23 protein-coding genes and 1 pseudogene are annotated in these 22,406 nt (G+C 64.6%); 11 read left to right on the top strand and 13 right to left on the bottom strand.

Annotated elements, in window-relative coordinates; genetic code table 11:
- The first annotated feature begins 18 nt into the window (after positions 1–18).
- Both GSQ90_RS21285 and GSQ90_RS21290 read left to right on the top strand, forming a co-directional pair.
- Positions 19–282 carry a hypothetical protein gene (locus tag GSQ90_RS21285; protein WP_158816900.1) on the top strand — a complete coding sequence of 88 codons (264 nt, stop codon included), beginning with the start codon at positions 19–21 and terminating at the stop codon, positions 280–282.
- A 190-nt stretch (positions 283–472) separates the two neighbouring features.
- Positions 473–2,125, top strand: coding sequence for an Nramp family divalent metal transporter (locus tag GSQ90_RS21290; protein ID WP_158816901.1), 1,653 nt, complete (start codon positions 473–475; stop codon positions 2,123–2,125).
- A gap of 130 nt (positions 2,126–2,255) precedes the next feature.
- Here the strand turns inward: GSQ90_RS21290 and GSQ90_RS21295 are convergent, their stop codons facing one another.
- Positions 2,256–2,888 carry a pyridoxamine 5'-phosphate oxidase family protein gene (locus GSQ90_RS21295; protein WP_158816902.1) on the bottom strand — a complete coding sequence of 211 codons (633 nt, stop codon included), beginning with the start codon at positions 2,886–2,888 and terminating at the stop codon, positions 2,256–2,258.
- Between the two features lie 165 nt (positions 2,889–3,053).
- Entirely contained in the window at positions 3,054–3,518 is a 465-nt protein-coding gene (locus tag GSQ90_RS21300; protein WP_158816903.1) for a nuclear transport factor 2 family protein, read from the bottom strand.
- A gap of 137 nt (positions 3,519–3,655) precedes the next feature.
- Here GSQ90_RS21300 and GSQ90_RS21305 point away from each other — a divergent pair, with 137 nt between their 5' ends.
- A complete protein-coding gene (locus GSQ90_RS21305) occupies positions 3,656–4,555 on the top strand; it encodes a LysR family transcriptional regulator (RefSeq protein WP_158816904.1) in 900 nt (299 codons plus the stop codon).
- Positions 4,556–4,597: 42 nt separating this feature from the next.
- Here the strand turns inward: GSQ90_RS21305 and GSQ90_RS21310 are convergent, their stop codons facing one another.
- The 5 genes and pseudogenes from GSQ90_RS21310 to GSQ90_RS21330 form a co-directional block, all read right to left on the bottom strand.
- Positions 4,598–5,044, bottom strand: a complete 447-nt coding sequence (locus GSQ90_RS21310) for a MarR family winged helix-turn-helix transcriptional regulator (protein ID WP_158816905.1) — start codon at positions 5,042–5,044, stop codon at positions 4,598–4,600.
- Entirely contained in the window at positions 5,041–5,625 is a 585-nt protein-coding gene (locus tag GSQ90_RS21315) for an amino acid synthesis family protein (protein WP_158816906.1), read from the bottom strand. The genes GSQ90_RS21310 and GSQ90_RS21315 overlap by 4 nt, the downstream gene beginning before the upstream one ends.
- Positions 5,622–6,206 carry an amino acid synthesis family protein gene (locus tag GSQ90_RS21320; RefSeq protein ID WP_158816907.1) on the bottom strand — a complete coding sequence of 195 codons (585 nt, stop codon included), beginning with the start codon at positions 6,204–6,206 and terminating at the stop codon, positions 5,622–5,624. The genes GSQ90_RS21315 and GSQ90_RS21320 overlap by 4 nt, the downstream gene beginning before the upstream one ends.
- Before the next feature lie 220 nt (positions 6,207–6,426).
- Positions 6,427–7,281, bottom strand: a pseudogene (locus GSQ90_RS21325) (UPF0280 family protein); the annotation flags it as partial.
- Positions 7,278–8,717, bottom strand: a complete 1,440-nt coding sequence (locus GSQ90_RS21330; protein WP_158816909.1) for a 6-hydroxynicotinate reductase — start codon at positions 8,715–8,717, stop codon at positions 7,278–7,280. The pseudogene GSQ90_RS21325 and the gene GSQ90_RS21330, both read right to left, overlap by 4 nt.
- Positions 8,718–8,989: 272 nt before the next feature.
- On the opposite strand from GSQ90_RS21330, the gene GSQ90_RS21335 reads away from it, so the two are divergent.
- From GSQ90_RS21335 to GSQ90_RS21360, 6 genes are all read left to right on the top strand, one after another.
- Complete coding sequence (locus tag GSQ90_RS21335; RefSeq protein ID WP_158816910.1) at positions 8,990–9,571, top strand: NADPH-dependent FMN reductase; 582 nt, start codon at positions 8,990–8,992, stop codon at positions 9,569–9,571.
- An 88-nt stretch (positions 9,572–9,659) separates the two neighbouring features.
- The gene (locus GSQ90_RS21340) at positions 9,660–10,271 is read left to right on the top strand and encodes a DUF5666 domain-containing protein (protein WP_246731702.1); all 612 of its coding nucleotides are present in this window, start codon (positions 9,660–9,662) and stop codon (positions 10,269–10,271) included.
- Positions 10,272–10,512: 241 nt separating this feature from the next.
- Entirely contained in the window at positions 10,513–11,634 is a 1,122-nt protein-coding gene (locus tag GSQ90_RS21345) for an extracellular solute-binding protein (RefSeq protein WP_158816911.1), read from the top strand.
- Positions 11,631–12,542, top strand: a complete 912-nt coding sequence (locus GSQ90_RS21350) for an ABC transporter permease subunit (RefSeq protein ID WP_246731704.1) — start codon at positions 11,631–11,633, stop codon at positions 12,540–12,542. The genes GSQ90_RS21345 and GSQ90_RS21350 overlap by 4 nt, the downstream gene beginning before the upstream one ends.
- 15 nt (positions 12,543–12,557) lie before the next feature.
- The gene (locus tag GSQ90_RS21355; RefSeq protein WP_158816912.1) at positions 12,558–13,328 is read left to right on the top strand and encodes an ABC transporter permease; all 771 of its coding nucleotides are present in this window, start codon (positions 12,558–12,560) and stop codon (positions 13,326–13,328) included.
- A complete protein-coding gene (locus GSQ90_RS21360; RefSeq protein ID WP_158816913.1) occupies positions 13,328–14,413 on the top strand; it encodes an ABC transporter ATP-binding protein in 1,086 nt (361 codons plus the stop codon). The genes GSQ90_RS21355 and GSQ90_RS21360 overlap by 1 nt, the downstream gene beginning before the upstream one ends.
- A gap of 61 nt (positions 14,414–14,474) precedes the next feature.
- Here the strand turns inward: GSQ90_RS21360 and GSQ90_RS21365 are convergent, their stop codons facing one another.
- The 6 genes from GSQ90_RS21365 to GSQ90_RS21390 all read right to left on the bottom strand — a co-directional run bounded on the left by GSQ90_RS21365 (position 14,475) and on the right by GSQ90_RS21390 (position 21,353).
- Positions 14,475–15,350: a DMT family transporter gene (locus GSQ90_RS21365; protein WP_158816914.1), complete on the bottom strand. Its 876-nt coding sequence runs from the start codon at positions 15,348–15,350 to the stop codon at positions 14,475–14,477.
- A gap of 529 nt (positions 15,351–15,879) precedes the next feature.
- Positions 15,880–16,125 carry a hypothetical protein gene (locus GSQ90_RS21370; protein ID WP_158816915.1) on the bottom strand — a complete coding sequence of 82 codons (246 nt, stop codon included), beginning with the start codon at positions 16,123–16,125 and terminating at the stop codon, positions 15,880–15,882.
- A 365-nt stretch (positions 16,126–16,490) separates the two neighbouring features.
- A complete protein-coding gene (gene recJ / locus GSQ90_RS21375; protein ID WP_158816916.1) occupies positions 16,491–18,272 on the bottom strand; it encodes a single-stranded-DNA-specific exonuclease RecJ in 1,782 nt (593 codons plus the stop codon).
- A 549-nt stretch (positions 18,273–18,821) separates the two neighbouring features.
- Entirely contained in the window at positions 18,822–19,721 is a 900-nt protein-coding gene (locus tag GSQ90_RS21380; RefSeq protein WP_210254940.1) for a metal ABC transporter permease, read from the bottom strand.
- The gene (locus GSQ90_RS21385) at positions 19,627–20,481 is read right to left on the bottom strand and encodes a metal ABC transporter ATP-binding protein (RefSeq protein ID WP_210254941.1); all 855 of its coding nucleotides are present in this window, start codon (positions 20,479–20,481) and stop codon (positions 19,627–19,629) included. The genes GSQ90_RS21380 and GSQ90_RS21385 overlap by 95 nt, the downstream gene beginning before the upstream one ends.
- Positions 20,478–21,353, bottom strand: a complete 876-nt coding sequence (locus GSQ90_RS21390; protein ID WP_158816917.1) for a metal ABC transporter solute-binding protein, Zn/Mn family — start codon at positions 21,351–21,353, stop codon at positions 20,478–20,480. The genes GSQ90_RS21385 and GSQ90_RS21390 overlap by 4 nt, the downstream gene beginning before the upstream one ends.
- 148 nt (positions 21,354–21,501) lie before the next feature.
- Between GSQ90_RS21390 and GSQ90_RS21395 the strand changes: the two genes are divergently transcribed.
- Positions 21,502–21,981, top strand: a complete 480-nt coding sequence (locus tag GSQ90_RS21395; RefSeq protein WP_158816918.1) for a Fur family transcriptional regulator — start codon at positions 21,502–21,504, stop codon at positions 21,979–21,981.
- 59 nt (positions 21,982–22,040) lie between these two features.
- Positions 22,041–22,331 carry a hypothetical protein gene (locus tag GSQ90_RS21400; RefSeq protein ID WP_158816919.1) on the top strand — a complete coding sequence of 97 codons (291 nt, stop codon included), beginning with the start codon at positions 22,041–22,043 and terminating at the stop codon, positions 22,329–22,331.
- Positions 22,332–22,406 lie beyond the last annotated feature (75 nt).

The following is a 22,406-nucleotide window of genomic DNA, read 5'->3' on the forward strand; positions in this document are numbered from 1 at the left end:
AGGCAAAGGAGATGAGCCATGACCATGCACGCAAAAATCACCACGCCCGTCGCCCCCGCCGCGCTCGACGACGTTCTCGAAGCCATCCATCAACGCAATGTTGCTCCGGGCGCATCCGCCCGGCGCCCCGTTCCGCCATCCCCCACCCATCACAGCCCCAGCCTCGTCATTGTCGTCCCGGATCCCGTCGACGCCATTGTCAAGGTCGGCAGCGAAGCCGGTCTCAAAGGCGGCTCAAAGCTGCTCTGGACGTTCGGCGTTCTGTTGCTGCTGGCTGCGTAAGAGAAGGAGACCCCATTGAACGACGGCCCTAGTAGACCCGCCGACCGCGTCCCCGACGCCTCGGCGGGTTCCAATTCGAACATCCTCACCCACGACTTTTTCAACCAGCCGTTTTTGCGACGAAAGGAAAGCCCCGCCGATTGACGGCGATGGCTTTCCCTTCTTCGCGGACCGGCGAAGGAGACAAGCCATGAGCATCAAAGCCAATATCGCCGAGCCGGTCACCGCCGTCCTCGACGACGCGCATATCGGTCACATCACCGGCGCCTTCGGAACCATCCTTCACGGCGACATCGCGCCGCGCAAAACCTGGAAGCATCGGATCACGACGCTTCTCGCCATCCTCGGTCCAGGCCTCATCGTCATGGTTGGCGACAATGACGCGGGCGCCTTTGCGACCTATGGCCAGGCCGGCCAGAACTATGGCACCACGCTGCTGTGGACGCTGGCGCTGCTGATCCCGGTTCTCTACGTCAATCAAGAGATGGTGCTGCGCCTGGGCGCCGTAACCGGCGTCGGCCATGCGCGTCTCATCTTCGAGCGTTTCGGCAAGTTCTGGGGCGCGTTCAGCGTCATCGACCTGTTCCTGCTCAACGCTCTGACGATCGTCACCGAATTCATCGGCATCGCGCTCGCGCTTGATTATCTCGGACTCGACAAGACCATTGGCGTCATTGTCGCCGCAGGCCTTGTCATGATCGCGGCCAGCACCGGCGACTTCCGGCGCTTCGAGCGTTTCTCGATGGTCCTCGTCGCCGCGAGCTTCCTGCTCGTGCCGATCTATTTCATGGTCCATCCGCCGCTTGCCCAGGTCGCGCATGATTTCGTCGTTCCGCAAATGCCCGTCGGCGGCAAGCTGAGCGATGTGATGCTGCTCGTCATCGGCATCGTCGGCACGACGGTCGCGCCCTGGCAGCTTTTCTTCCAACAGAGCTATGTCATCGACAAGCGCATCACCCCGCGTTTCATCCGCTATGAACGCCTCGACCTGTGGATCGGCATCGCGCTTGTCATCATCGGCGGCGTCGCCATCATGGCCTTCACGGCGGCGACCTTTGCGGGTCAGACCGAGTTCGGCAATTTCACCGACGCGGGCGGAATCGCCGCCGGTATTGAGAAATATGTCGGCAAGGCGGCTGGCGTGATGTTCGCCATCGCGCTGATCGACGCCGCTTTGATCGGCGCGGCGGCGGTCTCGCTGTCGACCGCCTATGCGATCGGCGACGTATTTTCGGCGCGCCATTCGTTGCATCGGAAAGTCACCGATGCGAAGGGCTTTTACGCCGTCTATTTCGTGCTGATCGCGATCGCCGCCGCCGTCGTCCTGACCCCGGGCTCGCCGCTTGGACTGCTGACTTTGGCGGTGCAGACGCTCGCGGGCGTCCTGCTGCCGAGCGCGACGGTGTTCCTGTTGCTGCTGTGCAACGACAAGCCCGTGCTCGGCCCCTGGGTGAACGCGCGCTGGCTGAATTATTTCACGGGCGCCGTCATCGCCGCGCTGGTGGTTCTGTCGATCGTCCTGACGGCGTCGGTGCTGTTCCCGGACGCCACGAACGAGCAGGTCATTCTCGACATTCTTGTCGGCGGCAGCATCGCTGGCGCCATCGTCGCGCTGGTGATCATAGCGCTGAGCGGCGATGCGAAGGTCGCTAAGAAGGCCGAGACCAACGACGCGGCGGCTTTGTCGCGCGACACCTGGCGCATGCCGCCGCTCCATCAGCTTGCGCCGGCCAAACTGTCGCTCGCCGCCAAGACCTGGATGGGCGTCCTGCGCCTCTATCTCATCGTCGCCGGTGGCCTCGTCTTGTTCCGGATCGTCATGCTGGCGATCGGACAGGGTTAGCAGACTTGTAGCCGCGGTCGCTGACCGCGGCTCTTTCCGTAGCCGCAAGCAATTGCAAATAAAGCGCTTGCGCGCTGAACGCGGTCAGCGACCGCGTCTACAAAAAGCCGCCGCCCTGCGACAGCCAATGTCATCCAGGTGTGGCGGCGCGCTCTTCGCGTAGCCGCCCAAGCTCCGCTTCGAGCGCCGCGATCCGATCATCCCGCTCGGCGAGCGCCGCGGCGACGTCGGCGGCTTCGAAACGTTGCGGGATATGCTGCGGGCAATTGGCGTCCCAGGCGGCGACCTTAAACAGGATCGCCTGTTCGGGCACGGCCTTGTAATTCTTCGACCGCAGCGCCTCGAGCAGCGCCGGATCGTCGGCGACGACGCGCGCTTCTCCCCAAATTTTGATGCGCTGCCGGCGCGCATAATCGATCAGGAACAGATAGGCCTTGGCGTTTTCGGCGAGATTGCCGAGCGTAATGAACTGCCGGTTGCCGCGAAAGTCCGCGAAGGCGAGCGTCTTCTCATCAAGCACGCGCAGGAAACCGGGCGGCCCGCCGCGATGCTGGATATAGGGCTGGCCCTGCGCATTGGCGGTGGCCAGAAACACGCTGGTCTGCGCCCCGATGAAAGCGGCGATATCCGCGTCGATCTCGGTCCGCCACCCGCCGCCCTCTTCCATATGCGCATAAGCCGAGCGCGATCCCTTGGCGCTCTGGATCGCCTTCACGGCTGGCGTGAAGGCGATGTCGCTGGCATAGGTGAGAGGCTCAGACATGGAATGTTCCTAGTTCGTCATTGCGAGCGGAGCGAAGCAATCCAGGGGTCGTGAAATTTGCCCAATTGTTCTCAGCGGTCCGACGGCGGAGTCCCATTGGGCGTTGTCTCGACCTCTGGATTGCTTCGCTCCGCTCGCAATGACGGCAATGTTTCTTCCGCTACGTCACAGCCCGAGTTCGATGAGGCCGGGATGATCGTCGGGCCGCCGGCCGAGCGGCCAATGATATTTGCGGTCCGCCTCGGCGATCGGCAGATCGTTGATGCTGGCGATGCGCAGGCGCATCAGACCCTCGGCGTCAAACTCCCAGTTCTCGTTGCCATAGGAGCGAAACCAATGGCCGCTGTCGTCGCGCCATTCGTAGGCGAAGCGAACGGCGATGCGGTTGTCGTGAAACGCCCAGACTTCCTTGATGAGCCGGTAGTCGAGTTCGCGCGCCCATTTGCGGCGCAGAAAAGCTTCGATTTCCGCGCGGCCGCGAATGAACTCGGCCCGGTTTCGCCATTGGCTGTCTTCTGTGTAGGCCAGCGCGACGCGGGCGGCGTCGCCGCTGTTCCAGGCGTCCTCCGCCATGCGGGCTTTTTGCGCGGCGGTTTCGGCGGTGAATGGGGGCAAAGGCGGGCGCGGCATAGAATGTCTCCGGATCTGGCGTCGATTGCGGAGTCGAAGCACAGAAAGCTTTCTTGCACAGTCCATATGATCCCTATCACTGTCGAAAATAATGCTCCCTATTGACAGTTCATCATTGCGTATGAAGCAATAATCATATGGACCGTTTCGACAGCCTGTCCGCCTTCGTCGCCGTCGCCGATCTCAAAGGTTTTGCCGCGGGCGCCCGCAAACTGGGCCTGTCGGCTTCGGCGGTCACCCGTCTTGTCGCGGCTCTGGAGGACAGGCTCGGCCTTCGCCTTCTTCAACGCACGACGCGTTCGGTGACCCTGACCGACGCCGGCGCGCGCTATCTGGAGCGGGCGCGGCGGATATTGGCTGATCTCGAAGAGGCCGACGGCGCGGCGCAGGCGGAACGAGGAACGCCGGTGGGGCGATTTGTCGTCTCGGCGCCGCTTGTCTTCGGTCGAATGCATGTCGCGCCATTGATGGGCGCCTATCTCAAACTCTATCCCGAAGTCGTCGGCGAACTTCGCCTGTCTGATCGCATGGCCAATTTGGTCGAGGATGGCGTCGATCTGGCGGTGCGCATCGGAAACCTCCCCGATTCCAGCCTGATCGCCCGCCCGATCGGCGAGACGAGGCGCGTGGTGATCGCCGCGCCGGGCTATATCGAAGAGAATGGCGAGCCGACCGACCCGCGCGAGCTCGCCTCGCACAAGATCATACAATTTACCGGTCTTGGCGGATCGAACGATTGGCGCTTCGTGCGCGGCGGGCAGGACGAGCGAACGACGATTGTTCCGCATTATTTGACCAATAGCGCCGACGCTGCGATTTTCCATGCGCGGCTGGGTGGCGGCCTCGCCATGGTCTTCGCTTACCAGGTCGCCCAAGAACTGCATGACGGACAATTGAAAATCGTCCTGAGACAATTCGAACCGCCCGCCCCGCCGATCCAGTTGGTGTATCCAGCCGCCCGGCTGCTCTCAGCGAAGGTGCGAACTTTCATTGATATGGCGCTGGAGCGCACGGACTGGCGGTTTGGCGATTTTTAGACGAACCGCTTTCGCGGTCATGGGCTCGCAAGGCGGCGCGCCCTAAGCCAGCCGCCTCAGCAGGCCGACGAGCGCCTCCCGCTCCGTCTCGCTCAGCGGCTCCAGCGTCGCAGCGGTGATGCGTTCGGCCATTGGCTTAGCGCGCGCATAAACCGCTTCGCCCTCCGGCGTCAGCGCGACTAGCAGCCGCCGGCCATCGACTGGGTCCGAAGTGGTGGCGGTGACGCCGCGCTTGGTCAGGCGGTCGATCACGCCTTTGACCGTCGCCGCATCCATCGCGGTCTGGCGGCCGAGCAGGTTTTGCGAGCAGGGGCCGCATTCCCTCAGCTTGGCCAGGACCGCCCATTGCGTCGGCGTCAGCTCCTCGATCATCAGCGAGGCGAAAATATTGGTGTGCCGCTGCTGCGCCTGGCGCAGGATGAAGCCGACCTGGTCGTCGAGAATATAGGCGGCGTCAACGCTTTGCTGGCGCTTTTGCGCAGCGGTCATCGCAGGCCGTCCTCGCCCTTGATCTCGGTATGTTTCAAGCCGCCGACGCGCGGATGCGGGCGTCCGGAATCGGTGATCGCGACCGCGACGACGATTTCATTGGCGCGCGGCGCATCGGCGATACGCACTTCCATGCCGTCGAAATGGCTGCGCACGAAGGCGGCGTCCTTGTGGCCGAGCGGCACGTCGAGCGCGACGCCCGGGCCGCCGCGCTTTTTCGACGAAGGGATCAGCGCCGCGCCTTTGCCAAGCGCCTTGCGCACGGGCGCGCCAAGCTTGGGATGAAGGATCGCCGCGGCATGTTCGAGTTCGCCGTTCTCGCCGACCGCCGCCGCCTTGCCATAACTCTGCGCCTCAGCGCCGGGAATGCCGAGCGCGGCGACGGCGCGCGCCGTCAGCAAAGCGCCGAGCTCCTCGCCAATGTCGATCAGGCCGGAGAGATCTTCGACATATTGACCGGCGTAAGGATTTTCGATCACCGCGACGGCGGCGGCGCGACGGGTCGGCGGCTCTACCGGGCGGCCCATTTCGCTCAGCGTCTCCTCGACGAAAGTGACGATCTTGCGAATGTTCGCCTTCATCGGAGTCCGTCCTGTCCCTTGATCTCGGAGGCTTTCAGGCCGCCGGCGCGGTTGTGGACCCGCGCCCCCGTCGTCATCGCGAGAACCAGCACGATCTCATCCGCGCGCGGGCCGTCGACGACGCCAACCTCGATACCGTCGAAATGGCTGCGCACATAGGAGGCGTCGATATGGGTGATCGGCACGTCGAGCCGGGCGCCGACGCCCGCGACCTTCTTGGCCGAAGGCACGATCGCTTTGGCGCCGCCGAGCGCCTCGCGCATCGCATAGCCGCCCGGCACATGCCACAGCGCGCCATGCTCGATCTCGCCAGCAGAGCCGACGATCGCGCCTTTGCCATAGCCTTGAATCGCTTTGGGATCGCCCCCTAACGCGACGATCAAAGCCTGCGCCATCGCGAGGCCGAGCGGTTTCAAATCGTCGGAGAAGCCGACGATATCCTCGACATAGCGCCCCGCGAACGGGTTTTTGATCACCGACAGGATGGCCGCGCGCCGATAGGGCGCGTCGGCCCGGGGGCCACCTTCGTGGAAGATGTCCTCGACGGTGAGGATGCGCTTGCGGATTTCAACGGCGGGCATGGGGAGGGATCCTTATTTGGGGCGGTTCGCCAACCGTCATTGCGAGCGGAGCGAAGCAATCCAGAGGTCGTGACGGTTGCTGATTTGCATTTTCATTGCGGAGCAGATCGTCGGGAATGATTGAACTCGCATGCGGACTGAGCAAACTCGCGACTGCATCCGGCGTAGCTAAAAAGCCGCCGTCACGATCTCTGGATTGCTTCGCTCCGCTCGCAATGACGGAGGGAAATGTCGAAAGTTCGCCGCATACCCGCGTTTCGCTCTGGAGATGCAGCGCCGCGGCGACAATATGGCCTGCCCGCCGCAATCGCTCCGCCTCGCGCCAGCCTCGCGCCAGCGCGTCGTTAACTTCATCAGCGCTCAGCTCCCCCACGTCCCGTGTGACGAGCCGCTCGCCAAGATCGCTTTGCGGATCGAAGTCGCTGGCGGGCGCGCGGCGAATGAGGGGATGGCCCGGCAGGTCGACGGCATTGGCGATCAGCGTCGCGGCGGCGTCGGCCTTCGAGGCGCTGGCGGCGAGCACGGTGACCGCGTCGGCGATGCCCAGCGAGAACGAGCGGCCATGCCGGCCCGATGTTGCAACGCCGCGCACGGGGCTGTCGCCCTCGATTTCCGCGCGCCCGAAGGCGCCGGGACGGTCCGGGCGATCGATCATGCCTACACGAAACGTCTCATCTGGCAGAAGATGCAGCGCGATGTCGCCGCCATTGTTGACGTAAGCGCGGCTCAACAAAGCGGCCTTCGTCATCGCTTCGAGAATTTCCTCAGCGACAGAGCCGGCGACGGCAGCCATCGGCGTGATGAAGTGAGCGGACTCAAAAGGCGCAACCGCATCGGCCATGCGCTGCGCGACGCGTCCGTTCGGGCGCGGCGAAGCCGCCGTCGCCGGCGCGCGCAGCAAAGGCAATTCCGCGCAAAGCTCGTCGAGCAATGTGGCGAACCGCGCCTGCGCCGCCGCATAGGCGCGCACGATCTCCGCCTCGGCGCCGAACGCCTCGATGATGAGATCGATCGGGCCGTCATGCAGATGCAGGCGTCCATCGCTCAATCGCCGATGTTGCGGCGGCTGTCTCACGGCTGCTTCCCGTTGCCGAGCCGGACCGCACGATCGGCGACAACGTCCTCAACTGGCCGGATATGATCGACATGGCCGCCGAGCGCCGCATAATCGTCGAGCCTCATCGTGAATTCGATCGGCGCGACCAAAGCCGGGGTCGGCACATAGCCGAAGGCGTTTTCCGGCAGCAGCGTCACATCGACCATGAAGGTGATGCCGCCGCCCGGCCAGACGATGACCGGCGCGCCGCCCGCCGTCACCGTTGTCAGCGCCTGCCGCACGGAGCGCGTCAGCCGCACGGGATTTTCGGTGACGCCGGCGCGCAGCGAGCCGCCCGCCCCGCCCATGAACAACACCGAACAAAGCGCGGGTTCACAGTTTTCGCGGATGCGCTCGACGGATTCGACCAAAGCTTCCGGCAGCGCCGTCTTGACGGGGCGCAGATCGGCATCGAGTTCGTAATAGGCGTGCTGTTCGCCCGTAGTCGAGACCATCAGCATGGTCAGGCCCGGCCACGCTTCCTTCGGGTTGAAGGGGCCCAGAATGTCGAGGGGATCGGTGATCGCCGCGCCGCCCCAGCCCGATCCCGGCTCGGCGACATGAAAATAGCGCCCCGGCGTCGAGCGCCGCCCCTTGATCTTGACGCCGGTGTCGCGCGCGCCCAGCACTTTGCCGGCTTGATGTTCGGAAAGGACGCCGGTGATGTGATCGTCGACGACGACGACTTCATCGACCTTGCCATACCATTGCTTGGCGAACATGCCGATCGTCGCCGAGCCGCAGCCGACCCGCATCCGCTCTTCGGTCTGGCCGTTGATGATGGGCGGCCTGCCGGCCTGGACCACGACGCTGACGCCGCCGTCGACCGTGAGCTCGACGGCCTTGCCGTTGCAGAGGTCGAGCAGGGTTTCGCAGGTGACGCGGCCTTCTTTCTTGCCGCCATGGGTGAGGTGGTTGACGCCGCCGAGCGACAGCATTTGCGAGCCATATTCGCCCGTCGTGACATGGCCGACCGGCTCGCCCTGGGCGCGCACGATCGCGCATTCGGCGCCCAGATGCCGATCCGTGTCGATCTTCACCTTGACGCCGCAATAGGAATAGATGCCCTCGGTGACCACCGTCACCATATCGACGCCGTCGACCTTGCTGGAGACGATGAACGGCGCCGGCTTATAATCGGGATAGGTGGTGCCGGCGCCGATCGCGGTGATCACCGGGCTCGGCCCGTTGACGATGTCGCCGCTCCATTCGCGGGGCCGGTCGAGGAAAGGCACGATCTGGCCGCCCTCGCTGACGATGCGCTCCAGCAGGACATGCGGATCGACCCGCACGAGTTCGCCGTCATGATTGGCGTAGCGGTCGCAGGCGCCGGTCATGCCGGGCTTGATGTAGCAATTGACCGGACAGGCGTCGCAGCGGATTTTGTCGTCGATCTTGTCGGGGGTATCAAGCATCGCCGCCTCCCTGCCCTGTAAGCGTGATCGTATCGACAACGCGTCCCGTCAGCGGGCGCGCGCCGGGCGCGGCGATAAGCGCCAGCGTGTCGTTCAATTCTGAAGGGCGAGCATACAACAGGCGCTCCGCGATGCGCTTAGGGTCGGAATATTGTTTGTATACAAATGATCGGACCGATCGAGCTTTCTGTCAAGGGCCGCGACGTATAACTCTGGCGCATGTTGTGGCGCCAACGGGTCAGAAACGCTGAACCATTCGCGGAGAGAAGACCATGGGCCTTGTGATTCCCGTCCTTCTGGGGTCGGTGCGGGCGGAGCGCGAGGGCATTAAGGCGGCGCGCTTTATTGTGCGGCTGCTGGAGCAGCGCGGTCACGAGCCGATTCTGGTCGATCCGCTGGAGAAGCCGCTGCCCATGCTCGACCGCATGTTCAAGGAATTTCCCGCGGGAACGGCGCCAGCCATCATGCAGGAGCTTGCCGCGCTCTATCGGCGCGCCGACGGCTTTGTCATCGTCACGGCGGAATATAATCAATCCGTTCCCCCCGCCCTGAAGAACTTGCTCGATCATTTTCTCGAGGAATATTTCTGGCGCCCGTCTGCGATCATCTCCTATTCGGCCGGGCGTTACGGCGGCGTGCGCGCCGCGGTGACGCTGCGAACGGTGCTCGCCGAAATGGGCATGTCGAGCGTGCCCTCGGTGTTGTCGATCCCGTCGATCCACAGCGCGCTTTCCGAAGACGGCCGGACGAACGAGCCCTGGATCGACAGAGCGGCCGCGCGCATGCTCGACGAATTCGAATGGTATGCGCAGGCGCTCGCCGCCCAGCGCGCGGCGAAAGGCGTGCCTTACTGAGGCGCCTCTCGATCGCCGCTCACGGGAATGTTTGTCGCATGACTGGGAAAAATCGCTAGTCTCCCGCGAAATCAATCAGGAGGCGCCCATGCGTTCGATCGTCTATCTCGCCGCTGCGATGGCGCTTATTGCAGCGAACGCGCCCGCCGTCGCGCAGACCCCGCGCCCCGGCATCATCCGCGGCGCGATCGTCAGCGTCGACGGCGCGAATGTCATCGTGAAAACACGGTCCGGCGAGGCGATCGCCTTGCATCTGGCCGACCAGCAGAGGATCGACGCGGTGATTCCGGCGCAGCTATCGGACATCAAGCCGGGCGTTTTCGTCGGCGCCGCCGCCATGCCGGCCGCCGACGGGACATTGGCGGCGATGGAAGTGCATATTTTCCCTGAGGCGGCGCGCGGCACCGGCGAAGGCTTCCGCCCCTTCGACCTGGCGCCGGGCAGCACGATGACCAACGCCAATATTACCGCGGCGGTGGATACGGTCTCGGGCCCGAAACTGACGCTCACCTATAAAGGCGGCGAGCAGATTGTGACGGTCGACAAGGCGACGCCCATCGTCACTTTCGCGCCGGGCGAGCTCGCCGACCTGAAACCTGGCGCGTCGGTCGACATTTTCGGTTCGAGCCAGACTGCGAACGGCGCCTATGAGGCCAAGCGGATCGTTGTCGGCCGGAACGGAACCAAAGTGCCGATGTGAGGGGATAGTTGTCCGCGTCATCCAATTGAATGACGCGAGTTCCTCCCGCCAAGCCACAGCGAGCCGGACCCCGTTCCGCAAGTTGGAAATCAGAGTGCGCGCTCAGAAAAGCGCTCTCGCCGGGGTGCTGGCGGACAATGCCTCGGCGTGGCGGCGCCGAAGCCTCGGGGAACTGTAGTCGAAGTGTCATACAGCACGGCTATAGACCGCCCATCATCAGCAAGAAATGAGGCGTGGGCGCATGTCACTCGATCGCCGGACGGTATTGCGGGCTGGACTTGGGTTGTCCGGCGCGAGCTTGTTAGGCGGGACGTTGACCGCGCGCAGAGCCTTCGCCGCGGATGCGACGCTCCCGGCCGCGCTCGTTGACGCCGCGAAAAAGGAAGGCAAGCTCAACGTCATCACGCTGCCGCGCGACTGGGCGGACTACGGCGAGTTGATGGACACTTTCAGTTCGCGCTACGGCATCGCCATCGACGACGCCAATCCGGACGGCACCTCGGCCGAGGAATTGCAGGCGATCCGCAGCCTGAAGACGCAGAGCCGCGCCCCAGACTCCGTCGATGTCGGTCCGAGCTTTGCCGTCACAGGCGCAGCCGAGAAGCTGTTTCAAAACTACAAGGTGGCGACCTGGAACGAGATTCCCGATGACCTGAAGGATCCGTCCGGGCTTTGGTACGGCGACTATTTCGGCGTCACTTCGTTCGCGGTGAACAAGGCGGTGGTCAAGAACGTGCCGCGCACCTGGGCCGACCTGCTGAAACCCGAATACAAGGGCATGGTGGCGATCGGCGGCAGCCCGCTGAAAGCCGGCGAGGCGTTCGGCTCGGTCTATGCGGCGGCGCTGGCCAATGGCGGCTCGTTCGACAATATCGCGCCGGGCATCGATTTCTTCGGCAAGCTGAACGGCGCCGGCAATTTCAACCCGGTCAAATGCGACACGGGCACGGTGGTGACCGGCCAGACGCCGATCGCCATCAAGTGGGACTACCTGAACCTCGCCATCCGCGACGGCGCCGCCGGCAAGGCGGAGATCGAGGTGCTGCTTCCGGACGGCGCGCCGCCGTACGGCAATTTCTACTGCCAGGCGATCAGCGTCTACGCCCCGCACCCGAACGCCGCCAAGCTGTGGATGGAATATTTGTATAGCGACGAGGGCCAGCTCGGCTTCCTCAAAGGCTACGCGCATCCGATCCGCTTCACCGCGATGCTGGCCGCCGGCAAGATCCCGGCCGAGCTGATGGCCAAGCTGCCGTCGGCGGACGCCTATAAGGGTGTGAAGTTCGCCAGCGAGGCGCAAAGCACGGCGGCCAAGACCGTGTTGGCGGACATGTGGCCCAAGGTTGTGAAGCTCGGCGGATGAGCCAGGCCGCGACGACGCCCCTGCGGCGCGACGGCGTCGTGCATAAACGGCCCGCGTCGCAAGGCGTCGCGGGGCTTATCCTGCCGTATAGCGTGATCGGCCTCTTCATCGCCCTCGCCGCCCTGTTCATGGCGGCGCCGACGGTGATGCTCGCCGTGCAGTCGGTGACCGACGATCACGGGTTCACGCTGAAATATCTGGAGGCGCTCGGCGGCGACAATATCGTCGTCGCGTTCCGCAACTCGATCGTGCTGTCGATCGCGTCAGCCGCCATCGGCGTCGTCGCCGGCGGCCTGATCGCCTATTTCGTGATCAGTCCGGCCATGCCCATCACGCTGCGCTCGGCGGTGACCAGTTTCAGCGCCGTCGCCGCCAATTTCGCTGGCGTGCCGCTGGCGTTCGCCTTTGTCTCGACGCTCGGCACGCTCGGCATGCTGACGCAAGGCCTGCGGAGCCTCGGCGTCGACATCTACGGGCTAGGGTTCAGCCTGTTCTCGATGACCGGCCTGACCATCGTCTATGCCTATTTCCAGATTCCGCTGATGGTCATCATCATCACGCCGGCGCTGTTGGCGCTACGCACGGAATGGCGGGAATCATCGGAAAATCTGGGCGCCACCTCTGGCCAGTACTGGCGGATGATCGGCCTGCCGGTGCTGCTGCCATCGCTGATCTCAGCGTTCATCCTGCTGTTCGGCTCGGCATTCTCGGCCTATGCGACCGCCTATGCGCTGACCTCGGGGAATATCGCGCTATTGACCACCGAGATCGCCAACGTGCTGTCGGGCGACGTCTCCAGCAGCCCGCAGACCGGAGCCGCGCTCGCTGTCGGCATGATCGTGGTGATGGTCGGGGTGCTGGTGATCAGCGCCGCGTTCTCCCGTCGCGCCAGCCGCTGGCACAAATAGGGCGAGGCTGAAACCATGCGCCGCTTCGGACTCGCTGGCTGGACAGTGCTAGGGCTCGCCGGCCTCTATTTCATCGTGCCGCTGCTGATGACGGTCAGCTTCAGCCTGTGGCAAGGCCACGGCAATTACGGATTCGACGCCTATCGCTCGCTGCTGGCGCGGCCCAATCTGCTGCCGAGCCTAATCGTGTCGATTGAACTCGGACTGGCGACATGCGCGGCGATCGTGCTGCTGCTGGCGCCGGCGATGATTTTCATGCACCTCTATGCGCCCAAGCTGCGGCCGGTGTTCGAGTTCATCGCGGCGCTGCCGTTTGTCGTTCCGGCCATCGCGCTGGTCGCCGGATTGTCGGTGCTGTTCACCGGACCGGACTGGCTGATCGGCACGCCTTTCTATCTGACGATCCCATATTTCTTCCTCGCGCTGCCCTACGCCTACCGGGCGATCGACGTCGGCATAAGGGCGATCGACCTGACGACGCTGACCGAGGCCGGGCAGAGCCTCGGGGCCAGCCTCGGCCAGATCATTCGCATGGTGGTGCTGCCGAGTCTGCGGCCGGCGCTGATCGGCAGCATGTTGCTGAGCTTTGCCGTGGTGATGGGCGAATTCACCTTCGCCAATGTGCTGCTGTTCCACACTTTCGCGGTGCTGATCAACGAGGTCGGGCAAAACGCGCCGACCGAGGCGGCGGCGCTATCGACGCTGAGTTTCCTGATCACCTGGGGCGCCATGCTCGGCGTGTTGATGGTCGGGCGCGGCAATGCACAATTGGGAGGAGCCCGCTAATGGCCACCGTCGAAGCGCGCGGCGTCAGCAAGAGCTACCAGGGCCGTACGGTGCTGGCCAGCCTGGACCTCGACATGGGCGAGGCGGAGCTGATCTGCCTGCTCGGCCCGAGCGGCTGCGGCAAGACCACGCTGCTCCGTATCATCGCCGGCTTCATCACGCCCGACACCGGCACGGTGCATGTCGGCGGCCGCGACGTCACCGCGCTGCCGCCAGCGGCGCGCAAAATGGGCATGGTGTTCCAGGCTTATAGTCTGTTTCCCAACATGACGGCGCTCGATAACGTCCGGTTCGGCCCCCGCGTCGCCGGCCAGGCGAAGACCGAGCAGGTCAAGCGCGCGGGCGAGTTGCTCGACCTTGTCGGTCTCGCGCAGCATCGCGACAAATATCCGCACCAGATGTCAGGCGGGCAGCAGCAGCGCGTCGCGCTGGCGCGCGCGCTCGCAGTCCGGCCGGACGTGCTGCTGCTCGACGAGCCGCTGTCGGCGCTGGACGCCAAAGTCCGCTTGCAGTTACGCGAGGAAATCCGCCGCATCCAGCGCGAGACGAAGGTGACCACGGTGCTGGTCACGCACGACCAGGAGGAGGCGCTGTCGATTTCGGACCGGGTCGCTGTGATGAATGGCGGCAAGCTGCTGCAGGTGGCGACGCCTTCCGTCATCTATCGCCAGCCGGCGGACGCCTTCGTCGCGCGGTTCATCGGGCTCGCCGGCATCCTGCCGGGCGTCGCGGAAGGGGCCGCCGTTCGCATGTCGAACGGGACCATATTGCCGGCCGACGCCGCCGTCGCGCATCAGTCGGGCCGCTCGGTCGAGATGTTCTTGCGGCCGGAACATGTGCGGCTGCAGCGGATGAACGGCCATGTGCCGCCGGGGGCGCTGGCCGCCGATGTGCAGGAGGCGACGTTCCTGGGCTCTCTCACGCGGGTGCGGTTGCGGTTGCCGGAGCTCCCGGACCATGCAGGACTTTGGGCCGATATGCCGAGCGAGCACGCGGCCGACTTCGCGCCCGGCCAGCGGGTGACGGCGCACTGGCACGAGACCTCTCCGCATGTCATCGCGGTCGAGGCTGCGCAAGCATCCTGACGCCCGCGGCGGCAGGCCCATTCAAGCGCATCGCGCGCCGCGTTTGATCCTGCGCCGCGCCTTATTCGGGCACGGCGACGCTTGGCTCGCGGTCGCGGTAGATCACGAATAATCCGCTGCCGATGATGATCGCGCTGCCGATCAGGATCGGCGGGCTTGGCGCATCTCGCCAGACGACCCATCCCATGATCGTCGCCCAAAGCAGCATCGTATATTGGAACGGCGCCAGCACGCCGGTCGGCGTCATCGCCAGCGCGCGCGTCAAGCAGACGAAGCATAGCATCGCGACGATGCCGAGCAGGAACAGCAGGCCGAGATCGAGCCAGGTCGGCGTCACCCAGGCCCACGGCAGTGTCGCCGCGCCGATCAATCCGGCGCCGACGAATTGCCAGACGACGAGATGCAGCCAATGCACGTCGCGCAGCTTGCGCGTCACCGTCTGGCTCAGCCCAAACATCACGGCGCCGAGAAGCGCAAGCGGCGATGCCGAGGACAGCATCGCGCGCGACGGCTGCAGCGCGATCACGACGCCGACGAAACCGACTGCGACCGCAACCCAGCGGAACGATTCCACTTTTTCTCCGAGCAGCGGGACCGACAATGCCGTGATGATCAGCGGCGCCGCCATGTAAAAAGTCATGACGTCGGCGAGCGGCATCGTTCGCGTCGCGTAATAGAAACAGAACGTGTCGAGCGCCATGCACAGAATGCGTAAGGTCTGCAGCCCGAGATGGTTTGTGTCCGTGAGGCTGGCGCCAATGCGCCAGATCATCGGCGCCAGCACGAACGCCGAACCGACCGAGCGCAGCATCAGCAACTGGCCGACGCCGTAGTCGGCGACCAGCCATTTGCCCAGGGCGTCGTTGACCGCGAAAAAGAAGATCGCGATGAGATAGAGCGCAATGCCCAGACCATGCGTCGTCCGGCGGTCGGGCATACAAAACTCCGGCGAGAGGGAGATTCGGTCCGCGCGTCAAGCTTCGGACGCCGATTCGAGAGACGGCGGCCAGATATGAAAGGCGGCGCCCTGGAATAACCAGCGAAATTTTGCGATGGGTTTCTCGCGTGGATGCGATGGGTCGCGGCGCCTTGATGGCCCCCTGAAACGTCACGCGTCATCGCCACGTCCATAGGGCGTCGGCGGACGCTCCCGGCTTCAGAAACGCCGCCGCTTACAGCGATCTTGGTTTGACGGCGCTCCCCGTTAGGAGAATCCAGGGTTGGGTCTCTGAACCGAATTCGGCGTTGCGAGCGGGCGTGATCGCGGTCGCGGGCCAGGCCATTCCCCGAAAGCCGATCGATGGAGATGTCCCATACCGCCGCGCCCCGCGCTGGAAGCCGCTGGGGCCAATTGAGCAGGAATAGGCGGATAGCTACGCAGCAGCGCGCCAACGCAAAAACCGCCCGGCGGATCGCTCCGCCGGGGTTGGAAACACCGAGCCGCGTAAGCGCGGCCGATCGGGATGTTACTTCGGCTCTGGGCTCGCGTCGTTCGGACTCGCGTCCGCAGCGTCCTGGGCCGCGTCTTGGCTCCCGTCCCGTTTGGCGTCGGCATGGGCTTCAAGCGTGTCGGACAGCTTGGCCGCGCCCATGAATCCGGCGACCGCGGCCGCGCCCTTGGCGAGAATGCCGGCGTTCGGGTCGACGGCTTCAGCGGCCTGCTCGGCGGCTACGGCTCCGCCGACTTCCTCGATCAATTTTCCAATACCCATGGTCTCACTCCCAATGAAGTCGTTATCCCTATCACACCCATTTTGTCGCGAATATGAAGGCGGGCGTTTCGCGCCTTTGCTTTGGCGGAGAGTGCGGCATGAGTCGAATCCGGTCATCCCACCTGGGGATCGAGCGTCAGATGGTCTTGATAGAATCGGTCCCCGTCATTGCGAGCGGAGCGAAGCAATCCAGAGGTCGTAACGGTGGCCGGTTAGACGCCACTGGAATTGCGGATCTTCAACACAGATTCCGCGACGCTCCGTGCGCCTCCGCGGGAGCGTAAAATCAGCAAGCGGCACGACCTCTGGATTGCTTCGCTCCGCTCGCAATGACGATGGGCTTTTGCACGATCGAACATCCCGCTCTACCGCTCCACCACCGCCGCATCCAGCAACCGCAACTGCGCCTTCTCGCGCCCCCCGTAGCGATTGATCGTCAGCGCGCCGGCCAGATGCACGGCTGAACCGCGCAGGCGCTTCAACGCCTCGCCGAGCGGATTGTTGGCGGCGCGGAAGGCGATCGCTTCGATCGTCTGGTTGTCGCCGGAAGCGGCGCGGACGCGCAAGTGATCGGCGCCGACCGCCACGACATCGACGAGGCGATGGCGCGGCAGCACAAAAACCGGCTCGGGATTGCCGGCGCCGTAGGGCCCCGCCCGCTCGATCGAATGGACCAGCGCCGGCGTCGCGGCGCTCGCCGTCAAGGCGCTGTCGATCTCAAGGCTGGCGTTGGCCTGCGCCTCGCCGACGCCCGCGGCGAGCCGCTCCTCCATGAAGGCGCGAAAATCGCCGAGGCGATCGCGCGCCAGCGTCACGCCCGCCGCCATCGCATGGCCGCCGCCCTTGACGATCACGCCCGCCTCGACCGCGGCGCGCACGACGCGGCCAAGATCGACGCCGGCGATCGAACGGCCCGAGCCCGTCGCCTCGGCGCCATTCAGGGCGAGCACGAAAGCAGGCCGGTTGAAGCGCTCTTTCAGGCGCGCCGCGACAATGCCGACAATGCCGGGCCGCCAGCCCTCGCCCGCGACGACCACGCAGGCGCCGCGCTCTTCGAGCCCCAGCGCCAACAGAGCTTCCGCTTCGGCCGATTCCAGCATCGCGATCTCGATCTGCTGGCGTGCGCGATTGAGCCGATCGAGTTCGGCGGCAAGGCCGCGCGCCTCCAGATCGTCGCGCGTCATCAGCAGTTTGACGCCAAGCCCGGAATCGCCGATGCGCCCGCCCGCGTTGATGCGTGGGCCAAGGAGAAAGCCGAGGTGATAGGGGCGCGGCGGCCCGTCGGCGCCTGCGACATCGAGCAGAGCCGCCAGGCCGGGGCGGCGGCGCGCGCGCATCACGCTCAATCCCTTGACGACAAAGGCGCGGTTGAGGCCAGTCAGCGGCACGACATCGGCGACCGTGCCCAGCGCCACCAGATCGAGCGCCGCGATGAGATCGGGCGCCGCGCGGCCGTTCCAGAAGCCGGCCTCGCGCAAGGCGCGATTGAGCGCGACCAGCGCCATATAAACGACGCCGGCGGCGCAGAGATAGCCAAGGCCCGACAGATCGTCCTGCCGGTTGGGGTCGACGAGCGCCAAAGCGTCGGGCAGCAATTCGGGCGCCTGATGATGGTCGAACACAATCACGTCGAGGCCGAGCCGCCGCGCTTCGGCGAAGGGCTCATGACTGACGGCGCCGCAATCGACGGTGACGACAAGCTTCGCGCCCTGCGCCGCGAAGGCGCGCATCGCTTCCACGTTCGGCCCATAGCCTTCGATCACGCGGTCCGGGATGTGAACGATCGTCTCGCAGCCGCAGTCGTTGAGATATTGCGCGAGCAAAGCGGCGCTGGTCGCGCCATCGACGTCATAATCGCCAAACACCGCGATTTTCTCGCCGCGCTTGACCGCGAGCGCGAGCCGCGCGGTCGCCGGCTCCATGTCGCGCAAAGTGAAGGGATCGGGCATCAGATCGCGTAAAGTGGGATCGAGATAAAGCGCGACCTCTTCGAGCTTGACGCCCCGCCCCGCCAGCACCCGCGCCATCAGGTCCGATTGCCCGCTGACCTGCCCGATCGCCAGCGCCTGCGCTTCGCCCGCGTTGTTAAGCCGGGCGCGCCAGGGGCGGCCGAGAACGGAGCGCTCGACGTCGAGGAAGAAGCTCAACCCCTTCCCCCCTTGCGGGGGGCTGTCCGGGGAAACTCAAGCCTGCACGGAGAGCGGGAGGATTTTATAATTGTACAACCTGTGGTCGTCATGGCCGGGCTTGTCCCGGCCATCCACGCGGCGCCGTCGCAAGAAACTCTCAAGGTTGGCGCCCCCGGCACGGCGTGGATGCCCGGCACAAGGCCGGGCATGACGCCTGGAGGTTGCAACGCCGCCCGGCGCCACAACCCATTTCGTTTCCCCGGACAGCCCTGCCCCTTGCGGGGGGAGGCGCCGTGCGAAGCATCCGGACGAATGCTTCGCATTCGCCGTGGGATGAGGGGTGGTCGCGCGAAGCGCGACGGCTTTGCAACTGTGATCAAGGAAGCCGTCTCGCTTCGCTCGACACCCCTCATCCCACGGCGAATGCAAAGCATTCGTCCGCGACCTTCGCTAAAGCGAAGGCCACCTTCCCCCGCAAGGGGGGAAGGGGCGCGCGTTGGCTGCCGTTTGCGAATAAGTTTCTGGGGGGTCATTGAGCCCGACTTAGCACGAGTCGCGGCGCGAAAGCTAAGCCGGCGTCGCCGCTCCCCGCCCTATCCCGCCCCAATTCACCAGGCTCGCAAAATACACCAGCCCTGACAGCGCGGTGATCCAGAAGCTGACCGGCCAGTCGGAATAGAAGGCGAGCGTCAGGCCGCCCCAGGCCTCGAGCAGCGCCAGCGCGGCGGAAAGTGCGACGGCGGCGTAGAGGCGGCGCGTGAACGATAGCGCCGCGGCGGCTGGGCCGACCATCAACGTGAACACCAGCAGCACGCCGACAATCTGCGCGCATTCGGAAACGGCGATCGCGACGATCATCAGGAAGGCGGTCGAAACGAAGCGCAGCGGCACGCCCCTGGCTTCGGCGAGTTCGCTTTGCAGCGAGGCGAAGATCAGCGGCCGCGCGATGAAGCCGAGCGCGACGAGGCTGATGACCGCCAGGATCGCCAGCGACAGCAAAGCCTGATTGTCGACGCCGAGCACATTGCCAAACAGCAAAGCCGCCGCCTGCGACGCATAGGACGTGAAGAAATGCAGGAACAGAAGCCCCAGGCCCAGCGCCAGCGACAGCATCATGCCGATCGCGACATCGCGCTCGCTGAACTTTTCGCCAAGCAGGCCCATGCCAAAGCCCGCCAGCAAGGTGAAGCCGACAAGGCCGGCGAGCGGCGGCAGACCAAACAGCACCGCGCCGGTCGCGCCGGTGAAGCCGACATGCGACAGAGCATGGCCGGCGAAAGTCTGGCCGCGCAACACCAGGAAGAAACCGACGATCCCCGAGAGTACGGCGACGATGCCGGCGGCGGCGAAGGCCGTGCGCATGAAATCATAATCAAACATGGGCGTCGTCGTGGTCGTGATGGCCATGGTCGTGATGATGACCGCCATCCTCATCATGGTCATGGCGATGGGCGTCGCGCTCGACATCGATATCGCCCGCCATCACGAACACGCGGTCCCTGATGCGCACCACTTCGATCTCCGTGCCGTAAAGCCGCGACAGGACGGCCCCGGTGATGACCTCGTCGACGGCGCCGAGCACCGCTTTGCCGGCGCCGAGATAAAGCACGCGGTCGATCGCGTGGATCAGCGGGTTCAGTTCATGCGCGCTGAAAATGATCGCGATCTTCAATTCATCGCGCAGCCGCTTGACGATTTCGACGACGCTTTTCTGATGACCGGGGTCAAGGCTGATCAGCGGCTCGTCAAGCAGCAGGAGTTTGGGGCGCCCGAGCAAGGCCTGCGACAGCAGCAGGCGCTGGCGTTCGCCGCCGGAAATTTCGCCAAGCGACCGGCGCGCGAGATCGCGGGCGCCGACCATATCGAGCGCCCAGTCGATCTCCCGCCGCGTCGCCGCGTCGAGCCGTGGCAGGCCCCAGCCGGCGCCGCCCGCCGCCGAGGCGACGATGTCGTAGCCGGTCAGGCGCGTTCCGACGAAACTGCCGCGCGCCTGCGGCATATAGCCGATCGCGCCATTGCCGCGGGTGGTCGGCTGGCCGAGAATGCGGATCGCGCCGCCGCTGAGCGGAACGAGCCCAAGCGCGGCGCGCATCAGGGTCGTCTTGCCCGCGCCATTGGCGCCGAGCATGCCGATGAATTCGCCGTTCTCGACCGCAAAACTAACGGCGGCCAGAATAGTCCGGCCGCCGAGCTTGATCGAGACTTGATCGAAGGAAAGCGCGCTCACGAAGCCCCGCCGGCAAGCGCCTTATCGAGCGCGTCGAGCTGGTTGGCCATCCATTGCTGGTAATTGGCGCCGGCGGGCTCGGTTTCGGAAACGCCGACGACAGGGATTTTCTCGTCTTTCGCCATTTGCACGAGGCGCTGGACGGCGGGCTCGCTGGCCTGGGCGTTGTAGAGCATGACCTTCACTTTATGACCTTTGAGATCGTCCTCGAAACCGGCGACTTGCGAGGCGCTCGGCTCGGTATTGTTCATGACGGCGAGCGCGAAGGCTTCATTATGCACTTTCAGGCCGATCAGTTCGGCCATATAGCCGAAAACCGGCTCTGAGGCCGTGACCGGCTGGCCCGCATATTTCTTGTGCATTTCGGCGATCTTGGCCTCCAGCGGGTCGAGCGAGGCGGCGAAGGCGGCGCCGGCCTTTTGGTAGTCGCTGCGATGGGCCGGGTCGGCGATGGCCAGATCGACGCTCAATGTATTTCCCACAGCCTTGACCGTGGCGGGATTATACCACAGATGCGGATTGTCGCCCGTCTTCTTATGCGCGAGGGCGGCGACCAATATTTCGCGCCGGCCGGGCGCCTTGTTGGCGCTCAGGAGCTTTTCCATCCAGGGATCGTAATCGACGCCGTTGACGATGACGATTTTGGCGTCGGCGAGCGCCTTGGCGGTCGAAGCGCTGGCTTCGAACAGATGCGGATCGTCGTCCGGGTTGGACAGGATGCTGGTCACCGCGACATTGTCGCCGCCGATCTGGGTCGCGATATCGCCGTAGAAATTTTCCGCGGCGACGACTTTGACCGAATCGGCCAAAGCGGGCGCCGAAAGAGCGCCAAATGAAATAAGGCAAAGGGTAAGCAGAGCTGACTTAGGCATATTTAAACCTCCAATCGCAATGTATCGGCCGGGTGGCGCGGGCGATGAAGGATTGTTATATTATAACATTGCAGAGCGCAAGCGCGACGCTCGGCGAACAGGCGCGCGACGGCGGCTTGTGCTATGAAGAAGGCATGGGTGGGACGATATGAACGCCGATATTCATAAGGACTGGAAGAGCCATTGGGCGGTGCAGGTCGAACAATCCTGCGCGGTCAAAGGCTTGCACCTCACCCCGTTGCGCCGCCAGATCCTGGCGATCGTCGCGCAGGCGCCGGCGCCTTTGGGGGCCTATGCGATCATAGAGGAATTGTCGCGCGAACAGCATAAGGCGGTGGCGCCCCCGACGGTCTATCGCACCCTGGAGTTCTTTCTGGAGAACGGCTTTCTGCATAAGGTGGAAAGCCGCAACGCCTATGCGCCCTGCGAGCATCTGGGCCATGATCATCACGGCATCCTGCTGATCTGCGAGCGCTGCGGCCGCACCGACGAAATCGAAAACGCGAGTTTTGACAAGCTGTTGCAGGCGACCGCCGCTAAGGCGGGCTTCGTGACGCAGCGTCAGGTCGTCGAGATCGAGGGGCTCTGCGAGAGCTGCGGGCACGAAGCGACGCACGCGGAGGCCTGAGTTGAACGAAGCGACCGGATGCTGTTGAACCCACCTGCCGAAACATGTATCGTTGCACGATGAGCGACAGTCCTATCATCGCCTTTACAAGCATTTCCGGCGCCAATGTGTTCGCGACTTACGCGAACCTGCCGCCAAGCTCCCGGATCGTGTTCGTCAATCAGACCAGCGGCAAGCCGTTCGACGGCGGCGGCATCGACGCCAGCGGCGGCGCCTCGGTGACGATGCCGCTGCCGGCCGGCATGCCCGCGGGGGCCTATTATTTGAAGGCTCAGGATTCGACAGGCGCCTATCTCGCGCAAAGCGTCGTATTTTATGTCGACGCGGCCACCGGACCGACAAGCGCCTGATTGGCCTCAGTCGGCGGCGCACGCCGAACGGTTGCCGCAAAACCCTCTCACGCCTACGATTTTGAGATTGGCTGC

Source organism: Methylocapsa sp. S129, assembly GCF_009765995.1.
Lineage (GTDB): Bacteria > Pseudomonadota > Alphaproteobacteria > Rhizobiales > Beijerinckiaceae > Roseiarcus.